The 15056-nt window shown below is 48.8% G+C and carries 11 protein-coding genes and 1 rRNA gene; 6 read left to right on the forward strand and 6 right to left on the reverse strand.

Annotated elements, in window-relative coordinates; genetic code table 11:
- Window positions 1-28 precede the first annotated feature (28 nt).
- The 3 genes from BMY09_RS15850 to BMY09_RS15860 are packed head-to-tail and all read right to left on the reverse strand — an operon-like array spanning window position 29 to window position 3004.
- Window positions 29-1510, reverse strand: a complete 1482-nt coding sequence (locus BMY09_RS15850; RefSeq protein WP_091360248.1) for a PhnE/PtxC family ABC transporter permease — start codon at window positions 1508-1510, stop codon at window positions 29-31.
- Window positions 1497-2147, reverse strand: a complete 651-nt coding sequence (locus BMY09_RS15855) for an ATP-binding cassette domain-containing protein (RefSeq protein ID WP_091360250.1) — start codon at window positions 2145-2147, stop codon at window positions 1497-1499. The genes BMY09_RS15850 and BMY09_RS15855 overlap by 14 nt, the downstream gene beginning before the upstream one ends.
- A complete protein-coding gene (locus BMY09_RS15860) occupies window positions 2147-3004 on the reverse strand; it encodes a putative selenate ABC transporter substrate-binding protein (protein ID WP_091360252.1) in 858 nt (285 codons plus the stop codon). The genes BMY09_RS15855 and BMY09_RS15860 overlap by 1 nt, the downstream gene beginning before the upstream one ends.
- Before the next feature lie 312 nt (window positions 3005-3316).
- Between BMY09_RS15860 and BMY09_RS15865 the strand changes: the two genes are divergently transcribed.
- The 6 genes from BMY09_RS15865 to BMY09_RS15890 all read left to right on the forward strand — a co-directional run bounded on the left by BMY09_RS15865 (window position 3317) and on the right by BMY09_RS15890 (window position 13680).
- Window positions 3317-5662 carry a transporter substrate-binding domain-containing diguanylate cyclase gene (locus BMY09_RS15865; protein WP_091360254.1) on the forward strand — a complete coding sequence of 782 codons (2346 nt, stop codon included), beginning with the start codon at window positions 3317-3319 and terminating at the stop codon, window positions 5660-5662.
- Between the two features lie 63 nt (window positions 5663-5725).
- Window positions 5726-6340 (forward strand): LysE family translocator, encoded by a 615-nt coding sequence (locus tag BMY09_RS15870; protein ID WP_091360256.1) that lies wholly within the window; start codon window positions 5726-5728, stop codon window positions 6338-6340.
- A 43-nt stretch (window positions 6341-6383) separates the two neighbouring features.
- Window positions 6384-7523: a methyltransferase gene (locus tag BMY09_RS15875; RefSeq protein WP_091360258.1), complete on the forward strand. Its 1140-nt coding sequence runs from the start codon at window positions 6384-6386 to the stop codon at window positions 7521-7523.
- 364 nt (window positions 7524-7887) lie between these two features.
- Window positions 7888-10005, forward strand: coding sequence for a TonB-dependent receptor plug domain-containing protein (locus tag BMY09_RS15880; protein ID WP_091360259.1), 2118 nt, complete (start codon window positions 7888-7890; stop codon window positions 10003-10005).
- Between the two features lie 19 nt (window positions 10006-10024).
- On the forward strand, window positions 10025-10987 hold the full coding sequence (locus tag BMY09_RS15885; protein WP_091360261.1) for an ABC transporter substrate-binding protein: 963 nt from the start codon (window positions 10025-10027) through the stop codon (window positions 10985-10987).
- Window positions 10984-13680, forward strand: coding sequence for an ATP-binding protein (locus BMY09_RS15890; protein ID WP_091360263.1), 2697 nt, complete (start codon window positions 10984-10986; stop codon window positions 13678-13680). The genes BMY09_RS15885 and BMY09_RS15890 overlap by 4 nt, the downstream gene beginning before the upstream one ends.
- Window position 13681: 1 nt before the next feature.
- Here the strand turns inward: BMY09_RS15890 and BMY09_RS15895 are convergent, their stop codons facing one another.
- The 3 genes from BMY09_RS15895 to rrf form a co-directional block, all read right to left on the reverse strand.
- Window positions 13682-14056 (reverse strand): hypothetical protein, encoded by a 375-nt coding sequence (locus BMY09_RS15895; RefSeq protein ID WP_091360265.1) that lies wholly within the window; start codon window positions 14054-14056, stop codon window positions 13682-13684.
- A gap of 7 nt (window positions 14057-14063) precedes the next feature.
- Complete coding sequence (locus tag BMY09_RS15900) at window positions 14064-14543, reverse strand: DUF2489 domain-containing protein (RefSeq protein ID WP_091360267.1); 480 nt, start codon at window positions 14541-14543, stop codon at window positions 14064-14066.
- Window positions 14544-14831: 288 nt separating this feature from the next.
- Window positions 14832-14947 (reverse strand): 5S ribosomal RNA (rrf, locus tag BMY09_RS15905).
- Window positions 14948-15056 lie beyond the last annotated feature (109 nt).

A 15056-nucleotide genomic window follows, 5' to 3' on the forward strand; every position in this document is an offset into this window, starting at 1 on the left:
CTTTAAGCCAACAAAATGGGGGATAAAATCAGGGATGCAGCTGAATCCGGCGTGCCAGCAGATCAACCAGGATGTTCATCATCGCCGCGATCAGAATCAGCAGCAGAGCCACATCGAAGCGGATCTCCTGAATCGCGCTATCGACAAAAAAACCGATCGTTTGAATACCCAGAATACCCAGAATAGCGGTCTCCCGCATAATCACTTCCCAGCGATAGAGCATAAAGGATAAAAATGCCGGATAACTGCGGGGCAGCAGCTCATAAAAATAGCGGTCTGTGCGTCTCTCTGGAGCATCGGGTCTAAGCTGTATTTCATTGCTATTTCGCCCGGTCAGATAGCCGATCAGGGCGCCATTATGAATCGCCAGTGCGATCACCGCCGGTAACATCGAAGGCCCCAGTAACTGCAACAGAATATAAGCCAGCAGATATTCAGGCGTAGAACGGGCAATCACCAGAAAAATATGGCCGGGAAGCCGTCCCACCGTACCAAAGCAATAACGATTGATCAGGGGGAAAAACAGCAGCGCAAACAGGCCCGTCACCACCAGTGCTATCTGTGACAGGAGCAGTGTATTCCACACCCCTGGCAGCGCCTGATCCATTACAATAGTGCCCACCCAGTCCGCCAGAGAGCGCAGAGATGCATCGTCACTGCGCAACGGGGACGGGATAATATCCTGAGAAAAGAAGCGTCCGACATTCCCCCAGATAATCGGCATCCCCGAGCCCATAAAAAAAGGAGACCCCAGCAAAAAAAGCGGCAGCGTCCAGCGCCTGAGCCACAGTTTTTTCGTCGCTATTAACAGGTAAAACAGGATCATCAGCCCCGCAACTTCGGAGTAGTACCCTTGCGAGAAAGAGGATTCCAGATAATATCCAAGGGTTGGCAGACCGACAAACCCCAGAATCGCACTGCTGCGGATACCACATTCAAGGCGATAGGAGGTGTAGCTGACCAGATGGGGCCAGGCTTGCGGCAACCGGGTATAGAGAAGCGCACTGAGAAAGCCACTGCCCACGGGTAGCGCTTTTTCTGGCTGGGTTTCCACCTGATCAAAAATTTCAGCATACATACGGGCAAAAATCCCGCAATAAGGAACCGCAATAGCCAGCAAACCGGTTAACGGATGCAGACCGAAGAATTGCAAAAAGATCAGCGCCCAGAACAGTTCATGGATCGACCGGATAAGCGCACAGACAGCACGGACAATAAGGTTTTGAAACATCAGTGCTAACAGAAAACCACAGATCACGGCCAGCGCCACACCAGCGAAGGCAAAAGCCAGCGTTGCCAGCAACGCTTCGATCACCAGGGCGGGATCCATCAGCTGTGGAGAGATAACCCCCTGCAGCATCCGGCCTATCTCACGCCAGGGATCCAGGCTGGAAACATCCAGATCAGCGAAGGGCAAACAGAACAGCGCAACCAATAAAAACCACACCCCGGTCCGGACACCTCCGGGCCAGCGGTAGCGCGGCAGCGGCAAAGGCTTAATAGAATTCATTCAGCGCACTTGCAGTCAAACGCCCGGATGGCTGATCAAGGACAAGTTCACCATTCTGAATGGCAATAATCCGCTGACCATAGCGTAATGCCCGGTCAACATCATGCAGAGTAATCACTGCGGTGGAAAAGTTCTGGCCAAGCAGTGACATCACCCGATCAGCTTCCGGTCCGTCTAATGCGGATACCGGTTCATCTGCCAATAACACCGGGGCATCCTGAAAAAGCGCCCGGGCGACGGCGACACGTTGCTGCTGACCTCCCGACAGGTCCGCCACCAGCGAAAAGCACTTATCGGCCAGCCCCAGCCGCTCCAGCAGTGGCTGTACTTCAGCCACCCGGGCCTGAGCAGGGCGGATCAGGTTGCGAATGTTGTGCAAGACGGTGTAGCGCGGTAAACGTCCCATATAAACATTATGAAACACGCTCAGACACTCGACTAACCCCAGGCCCTGAGGGATCAGGGCGCATTCGCTACGATTCTCGCTATAAATATGATTTAGCAGAGTCGATTTACCACAACCACTTTTACCCAGCAGAATCAGATGCTCGCCAGCCCGGATATCCAGGCTGACAGGCCCCAAAACCCGCTGATCGCCGTAGCCCAGCGCATCGCTTTGTATCGCCAGCAGGGACATTAATCCAGCAAACCCACCTGCTTGGCCACTTTACGTACCGGCTCGAAATCATCATTCGATGCGGGAATAAAGCCTGAACGGGGGAAGCTATTCAGCAGTTCAGGATCATTCATCTCCAACAGCGCTTTTTCCAAGCGGGCGGTGAAACCGTCACCATAGACAGCATCCAGATCGCCGCGCACGCTCCACTGATAATCAGGATAGGTGGGGGTTTCCCAGATAACCTGTACCTTAGAGGTATCCACTTTGCCTTCAGCCACAGCCGTTTCCCAGACTTTATAGTTTAGTGCACCCACCTGATAGGCTCCGGATTCGACCAGCGCAATCGTGCGTGAGTGGTTACCACTGAAACCGACCCGGCTGAACAGTTCATCAGGGCTGATACCAAACTGCTCCCGCAGGTTATATTCAGGCATCAGGCGCCCGGATGTTGAGCCTTTTGAACCGAAGGTAAAGGTCAGCCCCCGCAGAGATTCCGGCAGATGATCAGACGGACTGATACCGGTGCTGGTGTTGGCAATAAAAAACGATTTGAACTCGGGATCTTCAACCCCCTGAGCCACAGCACGAGACCCTGGCACCAACTCCCGGGCCTGCACACCGGACAACCCACCAAACCAGGCAAGTTGCACCTGATTATTTCTGAATGCGGTTATCGAAGCGGCATATGATTTAACCGGAATAAACCGCACCTCAGTTTTCAGCTCCTGTTGCAGATAATCAGCCACTTTCTGAAACCGCTGCTTCAGCTGAGTTTCGTCCTGATCAGGAATGGCAGTAAAAACGAAGACCGGGGCAGCATTAACAGCACCCGCTAATAGCATTAAAAACAATCCACGGATCAATATTCTGAGCATTTTTTCATTCCTGAATAATCAGTAAAGTTAAGGCGGCTATTTTCGCACACTCCCCCATGATAATGCAGCTTGTTTAAGCAATGCAGATAGAAAATCAATGAAAAATACAAACACCTGTTTGATAAACTTTACTTTTTAAACACATAAAATAATAACTCCCGGTCTATGCTGAAAGGAGGCTTACCACCCTGTAACAAATATTAGCCTGGGAAAACGAATACGGGTTTGAAGCAGACTGCGTTAATATTCATCTGATCTTAAGTCGCTCCCCTCGCTGTATCAGGGCCTGAACACCTGCGCCGGATATACTATATGCTGCATCATGCGTTAAAACTGCTTTCACTCTTACTGCTATCACTGCTGGCCAGTATCAGCCATAGTGCGGAAAGTAATACCGATAATCTGACCCCTGTTAGTCTGCAGCTTATCTGGAAACACCAGTTCCAGTTTGCCGGATACTATGTGGCGAAACACAAAGGGTTTTACCAACAGGCAGGGCTCGATGTTTCCATTCACGAATTTGAAAATGATGAAGACCCTGTCGCCACGGTGCTAAGTGGCAAACGGGATTTTGCTCTGGGCCGCTCAACTATTCTGGCGCAACGTATCAACGGAGCCAGAGTTACCGCCCTGTTCGCCACCTTTCAAAGCTCCCCGCTGATGTTGCTGACCACCACGGCGTCTGGAATCTCAAAGCCTGCCGACCTCAGGGGCAAACGTATCATGATGACCAGCGATGCAGAGAAACAGGTTGAGCTGCTGGCAATGTTACATCAGTCCGGTATTACTGAAGCGGATTTTGAACGTCAGAATCATAGTTTTGACATCAACGATCTGATCGACGGGAAAACCGACGCGATGGCGTCCTACCGGTCTAATGAACCCTTTCAGCTAATGAAAAAAGGGATCAGCTACACCATGATCCGGCCGGAAAAATTCGGTTTCAGTATGTACTCAGATCTGCTGTTCACCTCAGACACCCTATTACAGGAGAAGCCTGAACTGGTTGAAGCCTTCCGACAGGCAACCATTAAAGGCTGGCGCTACGCTTTCAGCCATATTGAGGAAACCGCAGATCTGATTCTCGCAGAATACAACAGCCAGAATCGTTCAAAAGAAGCTCTGGTCTATGAAGGAGAGCAGTTGGCAACCCTGGCATTTGATCAGGAGGGCAGATTCGGATCGATTAATGAAGAGAAGCTTAACGCAATATCACAGCTTTATCTGCTCTTTAACTTAATCCCATCCGATTACACCATTGGCAACTTTATCTACCAGCCGAAAGATCATAACCGGCTGTCACTGAACCATCGAGAACAACAGTTTCTGGCTAACAATCCAACCTTTAAAGTCTGTGGCGATCCTCTTTGGGAACCCTATAGTCAGTTGACATTCAACCGTTACGAAGGGGTAATCCCTGATTATCTGCAACTGATAAGTGAGCGCACCGGTCTCCGCTTTGAAACCATCACCTCTCAGGTATGGAGTCAGTCCATTGCCGCCATGAAAGCGGCTAAATGCGATATTATCGCCGGGGCGATGCAAACCCCGAACCGGGCGCAATACATGCAATTTTCCCACCCCTATCTGAGCATGCCAGCGGTACTGGCGGTGAGATCGGATACGCCAGCAGATATGCCGCTACAGGAGATATTCAGCCACCCGGTAGCAATCATCGAAGAATCAGCCTTTATCGAGATTATTCGCGGGCGTATTCCTGACGCCCATATCGTGCCGGTTGCATCGGTTACCGATGGCCTTAAGCGAATTCAGAGCGGCGAGGTCTTTGCCTTGCTGAATACCCCCGATGGTCTCAGCTCTGCTATCAGCCAACGTCAGCTATCCGGGATAAAAGTGATCGATCAGGTGAGAGACACCTGGGATATCAGCGTTGCAATCAACCGCTCCTATCAGGACACGCCGTTACTCTCGATCATCAACAAGGCGATCAACTCGATTACCCCAGCGGAGCGAGATGAGATACGCAACCGCTGGATCAGGATAACCTTTGAGCATGAAACCGATTACTCGCTGCTCTGGCGGTTTGTTTCCATCATCAGCATTGCACTTCTGTTTCTTATTTATCGCTATCGGCTGATCCATATGCACAACCAGCAACTGCGCGAAATCGCCCGCCATGATCAGCTTACCGGCCTGTATAACCGGCGCATGCTCAACGATGCGCTCACTGACAGTATTGAGATATCCAGACGTTATAAACGCCCGTTTTCGATTGTTTTTTTCGATCTGGATGACTTTAAAGAGATTAATGACCGGTTTGGCCATAATGAAGGAGACCGGGTACTTAAAGTGGTCGCCGATATATTACACAGTAATTGTCGGTTGAGTGATCATTATGGCCGCTGGGGAGGAGAGGAGTTTCTGATTGTTCTGCCCGAATCAACGCTGAAAGATGCGCAATCCAGCGCTGAAAAACTACGCCGGGCGATAGAGGAACATGATTTCACATTATCTACGGCCGCGCAGATCACCGGCAGTTTTGGTGTTGCACAGTTCGAACCGGGGGACACCATTAACAGCGTTATTGACCGGGCTGATCAGGCTCTTTACCGGGCCAAGTCTTCAGGTAAAAACCGGGTTTGCAAGGCTCAGGGGAATCAAAGGAAAACCGTTGCAGAGCTGCAGGGAAACCATTGATGACAATAGCCTTAAAGAAGGCGAAATAGTACACTGATCCCCGTTTATACCAAGGAGACACTCATGTCTTTGGAAAGTGCTATCACCTTTTTTATCGCTATATTTATCTTTGGCATCACCCCCGGCCCCGGCGTGTTTGCTATCCTGGCCAAAGCGATGGTAGAAGGCTCCCGACGCTGTTTTATGCTGGCACTGGGGATGACCTGCAGCGACATTATCTACCTGACCCTTGCCTGCCTGGGGCTGGCTACTATCGCCGAACACTGGGGGGGGCTGTTCACTCTGATCCGGTGGATTGGTGCTGCTTACCTTATCTGGCTGGGCTTCAAACTGTTTACCAGCAAACCCAGTATTGATCCCGCAGCCACATCTATCGCCAGACGTTCATCGATGGAGTTTATGCAGGGCTTTCTTATCTCGGCCTCCAACCCCAAAGTTATACTGTTTTATATCGCCTTCCTGCCCACCTTTATGGATCTGTCCTCACTCGACAGCAGGGACATTGCCCTGGCGGCGGGACTGACACTGGTAGCCCTGATGCTGGGGCTGATGCTGATCGCGCTCTGCGCTCACTGGGCCAGTAAACGATTGCAATCCCCTACGGCAACCAAGCGACTGAATCAGTGTGCCGGGGGTATTATGATGGGAGCAGGAGTTTATCTGGTTTCGCGCAGCTGATGCTTTATAATCAGCTTCCCACTTTTCAGGTTACAGGATTACGATGGAAACCCTTGCGGTCCCTCAGGGGAATTTTAAACTGTCTCGCTTTCCGGTCCGACAACAGGAGACGCTGCGCGCCTGGGATGCAGCTGATGAGTATCTCCTAGACTACCTGAATGATGAACAGCTGCTACACAGCAACTGCCATATACTGATTGTGAATGATAGTTTCGGCGCGCTGGCCTGCGCCCTCTCAGGTTATGACACCGTATCGGTGAGTGACTCATTTATTGCCCAGCAAGGGATGCAACTAAACCTCAACCAGAACCAGCTTGACCCGGATGCAGTAGAATTCAGGCACTCACTGATGGCTTACGGTCAGGCAGATAAGCCTTACGATATAGTGCTGTTCAAGGTCACTAAAAGCCTGGCACAACTGGAAGACCAACTGCATCGCATCCGTCCCTATATAACGCACAACAGTCGAATTATCGCAGCAGGCATGGCAAAGGGGATTCACACATCGACTCTGCAGCTTTTTACAACGATCATCGGTCAGACGAAAACCTCACTGGCACGCAAAAAAGCCAGATTGATTTTTGCCCACTTCGATCCAGAACTGATTCCGCCTGAAAACAGCTATCCACGATCTTACAGACTAGCAAACACTGAGTATCAGATTCTCAACCATGCCAACGTATTTTCACGGGAAAAACTGGATATTGGCACCCGTTTTTTGATCGAAAACCTCCCCACAGATAACCGTTTTCAACAAATTATCGACCTGGGCTGTGGTAATGGTATTGTCGGTCTGATGGCGGCAGCGGCCAATCCACAAGCATCCCTCCGCTTTGTTGATGAATCCTATATGGCAGTAGCGTCTGCCAGGGAAAATTTCAGCCTTGCATTTCCTGACAGAGAGGCGCAGTTCGAGGTAACCGATTGCCTGAAAGGTATACCATCTGATAGCAGTGATCTGATCCTCAACAACCCTCCCTTTCACCAACAGAATGCTATCGGAGACTTTATCGCCTGGCAGATGTTCACCGAAGCCAAAACTATTCTTAAATCAGGCGGCGAACTCTGGGTGATAGGCAACCGTCATCTTAACTACCACGCCAAGCTGAAAAAGCTTTTCGGCAACTGTTCAACCATCGCCAGCAATACTAAGTTTGTTATTCTGAAAGCAATCAAGCGCTAAGCATCGGGTCTGTTGTCGTATCAGGCCCATGAGTATCAGCCACAAGACAAAGCGTGATAGCGATAAAGCGGTTTTAACGGGAAGATGCTTCATTTTTAAAACAGATGTTTACATTTTCTGAGAATATTCGTCAGAATCTGAATCGACCGGCAAGGTGATATCAGGTATATTCGTAGCCTTTATTTTCCCAGATTTTTCTAACCATTTGTTTATCAGGAACAGGTAAACATGTCGTAGGTTTTGAGTATGCAATGGATAATCGAACACAATGGTTTCATTATCGAAGCAATATTGATGGGTGTTATTGTTATTTGGGTTGGTACACGGATCTGATCAAACCTAATTGCAGGTTAAAACCACAACCATGTCATTTGTAAATATACGCAGGTTTGTCGCTACACTGTCTGTAGTCATCTTGTCTCCCACTTCTGCATTATGTGCCGATCAGAGCGAACTGTCTGAGCTGGATTATCTGAATGATATTCCGGTTACCTTTTCAGCCACACGTTTACCGCAAACCCTGAGCGAGGCTCCTGCCTCTGTTACCATTATTGATCGCCGGATGATTGAGGCGTCCAGTGCCACCACGATTCCGGAACTGTTCAGGCTGGTACCGGGTATGCAGTCATACCATATCGCCACAAATGCTTCAGCAGTGGCCTACCACGGTATGAGTGATAAATTCCCCCCCCGAATGGAAGTTATGATCAATGGTAGATCTGTATACCTTCCGCTTTTCTCTGCAGTTATCTGGGAGAGTCTGCCAATATCGGTGGCAGATATCGAACGTATTGAGGTCATCAGGGGCACAAACACTGTTACCCAGGGATCAAATGCGTTTCTTGGGGCAATCAATATTATTACCCATACACCTCTGAGCGATCAGGGGGGATTTATCCGCTACACTCAGGGTGAATTTAATACCCGGAATGCTCAAGCTGAACATAACCAGAAAACATCTCACGGTCATTATCGGGTTGCTGCTGGCATACTTGGCAATGACGGTTATTCTTTTGAATACGATGCTCAAGACCCATATTTAAAAAGATATTTTAGTTTCGAAAGCACATCATCACCAACATTGCTCGATACCATCACTGTTGATCTGGGTTACTCTGATGGTTATAGCTCTGTGGGGGATATCAGACCAAAACCTGGCTGGAATTTTAAACGGCGGGAATTTGAAACTAATTTCCAGCAAGTCTCCTGGACTCACACCCTTCAGAATACTGATGAACTCAAGCTAAGTTACGCCCGCGCGGTCAATAACTTCGACGCAAGATTATTATCTGCAGCCGAAGCAGCCCAGCTCATACAACAACCAATCAGCGTTGCTCAGCAGTTTCTTGATACCAATGCACCGATTTCAATCACTGCTGAAACCGGCAATATGGAGCAACATGACGTTGAAATAGCATTAAAACAACAACCTTCATATAACTCAAAACTAATATCAGGACTCGCTTACCGATCAGCAAGCGCTCAGAATCGTCAACTCCTGAATACCCGTGAATGGATTAAAGAGGAAAGTACACGGCTGTTTACAAACTGGGAATATTCTGGATTTACGGACTGGACAATAAATACGGGAGCTTTAATTGAGCATGTTAGCAATGGCAGTACCCGAGTATCTCCACGCGTCGCTGCGAACTATCAGCTATCCAACCAGAGTACTATAAGAACGTCCGTAAACCGGGCTTATCGTATGCCTTCTCTTCTGGAAGCCAACTTCGAAAATATTATCTATATTCCACCGCCTTACACTGGATTATACGGAGATGTTTATGATTATGATTTTATCGCCAACAAAGATCTCTCACCGGAAAAGCTTGATTCCATCGATCTGGGCATCATCTTCAAATGGCCAGAACTAAACGCTCAACTGGATACACGCGTCTATTATGAAAAAATTGAGGATGGCATAACAACCAGCTATCAACTGCAGGACGCAGCCATGATCGCCTCAGCCCCCCTTGATCCAGACCATCTGTATCGTAGTTATATGAACCGGGCAGAATGGAGCAACCAGGGCATTGAATTCCAGTATAAATATCAATCAGAAGAAAGCCTTAAGCCTCTGCTCGTTATCAACTACGGCTATATAGACAGCAATGGATATCGGAATGATGGCAACCAGCAAGGTAGTGTCACCGATGTTTTTGATCGACTTGAGACCCGCAACCCGATACACACAGGTTCCATCCTGGCGAGTATTACACTGCCTGACAATCTGAATTTCAGTCTTAGCCATTACTATCTTAGTTCTGTACGCTGGCAAGAAGGAGTAAAGGACACTGATCCTCCTAACGCCCCCTACCACCGAACCGATCTGAAAATTTCTAAGGGATTCAGACTCTCTCCTCAAAATGAGCTAAGTATTGCGCTGATTGTGCAGAACTTACTGGATAAACCCTATTCTGAGTTTTATGCTGAGAATATGTTTGAACAACGAACCTACTTACAAGCCCAGCTAAGTTTCTGATTTTCTGTCAAAACGGATTATGCCGAACGCGACACAGGAAGTAGTCAAAAACACCTTTCACAACTGTCAGATCATCTGTTTACTGATAGCTCTTGTGCTTGCCTGCGGTAATGTGAGGGCGGCTGACTCGCTGCTGTTACTCAGCAGCGATAACCCTGCCTATCAGAGTGTTGCATCGACAATCATCAGCCAGGGGCCAACCATCCGCATGGATACATCGTATCCGGAACACCTGACGGAGAATGCCACAGCCCACCTCGCCGCTTACCAGTTGCTCATCACTGTCGGCAGCCAGGCGACTGAATTTGCCCTGCAGTTCGCCCAGCAAAACAGTACTATCGTCAGCACCTTTATCCCCAGTCAGCGATTCCAGCAGTTATCACAGAAATACGCTGTTGAACTGAAACAGAGAAAAATCAGCATAACCGCTATCTATCTGGATCAACCGCTGCAGCGTCAGCTCAAACTCGCCTCGCATATAAAGCCGGAACTAAAAAGCCTGGGGTTCACTCTTGGGCCTGACTCGCTGTATATGCTACCGCAACTTAAAGACGCGGCAGCCAGCATGGGGCTCACCCTTAACTATCAGACACTGAGCCTTGAAGACAACCCTATTCAGCGTATCCAGCCAATCATGGAGAGCTCTGATCTTTTTCTCGTCATTCCAGACCAGAGCACATTCAACAAAACCACCGCCAAGTGGTTGTTATATATGTCTCTACGCAACCGGGTGCCCCTACTTGCCTTCTCGCAGAACTACGTTAAGGCAGGAGCTATCGCCGCATGCATCACCACCCCGGAGGATATCGGCCGCTTCACCGCTGAACAGCTGCACCTGATCGCCGGAGGCACACTACCGCCGCCGTCCTTCAGCCCCTATTTCAAAGTGATCACTAATCCACGAATTGCCAGACAGTTAAACCTGTCAATACAAACAGCAGAACAACTCCAGAAACAGATTATGGAGGCAGAAATCCAGTGACAAAGGACCGGAAAAATCGTTACGGGATTCGCCAGCAGGTATTACTGATAGCGCTGATCCCCTTGGTCGCCATGACGCTGATTTTAGCAGGCTATTTTGTCTCAACCCGTATAGCAGATAATAAGTCTGCCCTGATTGAACGGGGAGAAACCATGTCACGCCTGCTGGCTCAGGCGTCTGAGTTTGGTTTGATATCAGAACTAACCCATCAGTTATCGGCGCTCAGTCAGGGGCCTATACAGGAAGCCGATGTCGCCGATGTCATCTTTATTAATCGCGATAAACGAGTGCTTTACCGCTCCAACGATTTCCACCTGAAACCCAATCTCCAACCACAGCCCAGTCATCAGACTGATACTTCTGTCTGGCTATTCACCACACCGGTGACCACCCAGGGAATCATCGTTGGCGATTCCCCCGAGACCAGTTCTACCCTGGCCGAGAGGGAGCTTCTTGGCTGGGTCGTGGTTGCCATGTCGACTCAGCCCATGCATAGCCGTGAAAACCAGATTATTACCAATAGCCTGTTGATTCTGCTGGGAGGTCTGGTCTGCACATTTATCATCGCGGCACGATTTGCAGAAACACTGACTAAACCGATCATCAGCCTGACAGCCGTGGTCAAAAAGCTTGAGGAGGGACACCTCGACGCCAGGGTGGATATTCAGTCTTACGCTGAACTGGGCTCTCTGGAGAAAGGAGTGAATCTCCTGGGTGAGCAGGTGCAGAGTTCAAACCAGATTCTGGAAAGCCAGGTAGAAAAAGCCACTGAACGCTTACGCAAGACCCTTCACCACCTTGAAAACCAGAATATTGCCCTGCAAAAAGCCCGTCAGCGGGCAGATCAGGCCAATATGGCGAAAGATCAGTTTCTCGCACGCATGAGTCATGAACTCAGAACGCCACTAACCTCTATTCTGGGTTTCACCAATATTCTGCGCCAGACAGACCTTAGCTTTGAGCAGCAGGAACATTGCCGGATTATCAACCAGACCTCCAATATGCTGTTATCGATCATCGATGACATACTGGATTTTGCCAAGCTGCAATCCGATGCTATAAAACTGGAGCGTATACAGTGCAATCCTGAGCAGGTCATTTTTGAAGCGATTGAGATGCAGTCCCAAAGCGCAGCGGCTAAAGGACTTGAATTGTCTTATCAGGTTGATGAAACGGCCTATGCTGATGTGTTAGGCGATCCAACCCGACTGCGCCAGATCGCAACAAACCTTATCAGCAATGCCATAAAGTTTACCGACACAGGGCAGATCCAGGTTACACTGCGAACCCTGAAAGAAGCCCATGGAGTAAAACAGTTACAGCTGTGCGTCAAAGATACCGGCATCGGTATTTCTGAGGAGCAACAAACACTCCTTTTCAATGCATTCGCTCAGGCGGATTCATCGATAACACGCCGTTTTGGCGGTAGCGGCCTGGGGCTTGTTATTGTACAAAAGCTGGTACAGCTGATGCAGGGGAGTGTTAAGCTTTCCAGTAAGTTGGGAGTTGGAACGGAGATCTGTTGCAGTTTTACCGTCAAAACAGACCATAAGTTACTGCCTGCTTCTGCATTTGAACCTTCTGAAACCAGGCTGATCATCTTTGACAGACACCCCGAAAGCCTCCATGCACTCAGCGATATGGCACAGCCGCTCGCGTCACATATACAGACCTGTGCAACTATCCAGGATCTTGAAAAGACACTATCAGGTATTGAAGGGCATTTAGCCGGACTGATCTTCGGTCTGAGTGCCAATGTGGATATAGCCAATCAGCAAAAGCTTAAAATCACTACAATATTCGCTTCTTTTAAAGGCAATATCCTGCTACTGACGCCCGCCCTTGCGGGTAATACCGATGAGTTTTCCCACCTCATCGATAACCCTCGCCTCACAATTAACAGCAAGCCTTTGCAGCGGGAAATGCTAAAAAAATGGCTACAGCATGCCCCCGTCAATCATCAGCGACTGAAAACAGAGCACAGCGATGACTGCCTGTTGGCCGACCGGGTCATTCTGGTTGCTGAAGATAATGACTTTAACCGATTACTATTAAGAAAGATCATTGAGTCAACCGGCGCCACGGTGTTCGAAGCACGGGACGGTGAGCAAGCGATCAAACGGATCAATGAAATAAAGCCTGACATTGTTATTATGGACGTACACATGCCCAGAATAGATGGTATCAGAGCAACCAGTTCGGTACGTGAGAACTTTCCCGACCTGCCGATTATAGCGCTAACCGCCGATGTTATCTCAAGCGAAGAGCACGCACTACGCCAGGCAGGGGTAACCCGCATTGAATATAAACCGATCAATGACACGCGCCTGATCAAGCTGCTGAAGATGCTCTGCGCAAAAGAGAATCAGAACCATAATGCAAACACTCCCTCGCAAAGCGAACCGGTGGCGAGCACGAACCTGCACAAGTATCAGATGAGCAAAGAGGATCTTCATCAAGAACTGATAACACAGATAGAAGGGTTACAGCAGGCTTTTAATCATAACAACAACAGAGGTATACGGGATCATAGCCATCAACTTATCGGACTTGCCGGACTGTTTGAGCTACCAGAGCTGGAAAACTGTAGTATAGCGTTAAACAATGCTGCAAAAGCCGGCGACACCAGACTGGTATGGGAGACCCTGACCCGTTTGCGACGGCTGATAATGCACCAACAATACCTTGATTAGATTAGAAATTGACCGTCAAAGGAGCATTACGGATAAACTCCTGTAACTCTGCCGCCAGCTGTTTGATATAGTCTCGGCCCTTAAGGTCATAGAGATAGCCATTTAAGCCCGGCCCTGAAGCGATGTTGTCCACCTCCCCCTGATCCAGCTTATAACAGCGACGACGAAACTCTTCGAGATCAGCATCATGGGTAATAGGGGTATGCACAAACAGACTCCAGGCCTGCTCCGTTGTCGAGCGGTCCTCAACCCCCTGCATCAATTTAAGAACATACTCTCTATCGGGCCGATAAGTCGGTGGACGACCAAAGAGTAGCCCAACAACCAGCAACATGAGTATGAAAAGACTCACCAGAAAAACAACGAAGAACTCCATCTACACCTCAATGATAACGATTGAAATCCTGAGAGAGTAAACATTTAGCAGCCCTGATAACCTGATCGCTATAGTCAGACTCCAATACATCCATGTGTGCAATATACTCTAGCTTTTCAGGCCCTTTGAGCTTCTTCCAGGCCTCTTTACGCGGAATATGCTTACTCTGTTCAAAGACCTCATTAAACACAATATAGGCTTCTGACTGAGCTAACTGCGGGTCTAAGTTATCGAGCAACACTTTACACCTGATACTCGCCTCAGTAAGCGGTATCTCATCACTCAGTATAGCCCGGCCAATCACTTGTAAGCTCTCAATAATATGCAACCGATGATCCCTGACCTCAGCGGCTATCTTCTTTAATTTGTTTTCAGCATCCATACGCTTCTGTTTCTGCTGCTGTACTAACCGCAGAATGTAGTACACCAGAGCCAGCACAATAAACAGATTTACCGCGATTAAAATATATAGCGTTGTTTCAGACATAAAGTACCTACATTAAAAGCAGTCATAAAAGCAGTCGCCAGACCGCTGCTGCGCCACTTGCTAGTATCCAGAACAAGCATGGCCGAGTGATACGAAGCGCTGAGAACTATACACTTACGAATCCTCTCTGCCCAAAGATCACACCATACCCGATTAATCAGTTTTTTGCTCTTCCGCTTATTCTAACCACTAGCAGGCGCGCAGCGCCGTTCTAGCGAGCCGCGTAGCGGCGTCTAAACGAAAAAAGCCCCGATCATTTTCATGATCGGGGCTGTTTCGTAATTAGGTGCTTGGCGATGACCTACTCTCGCATGGAGAAGCTCCACACTACCATCGGCGCTAAGACGTTTCACTTCCGAGTTCGGGAAGGGATCGGGTGGTTCCATCTCGCTATTGTCGCCAAGCAAAACTGGTTGCTCTAACGATTTGAACATCAGTGTTAACCTATGCTCAAAGCGTCATTCGAATCCTGTAACTCTTTAGTCGAGAAGAGTATGCACAAACTCTAATCCG

This window comes from Amphritea atlantica (assembly GCF_900111095.1).
GTDB lineage: Bacteria > Pseudomonadota > Gammaproteobacteria > Pseudomonadales > Balneatricaceae > Amphritea > Amphritea atlantica.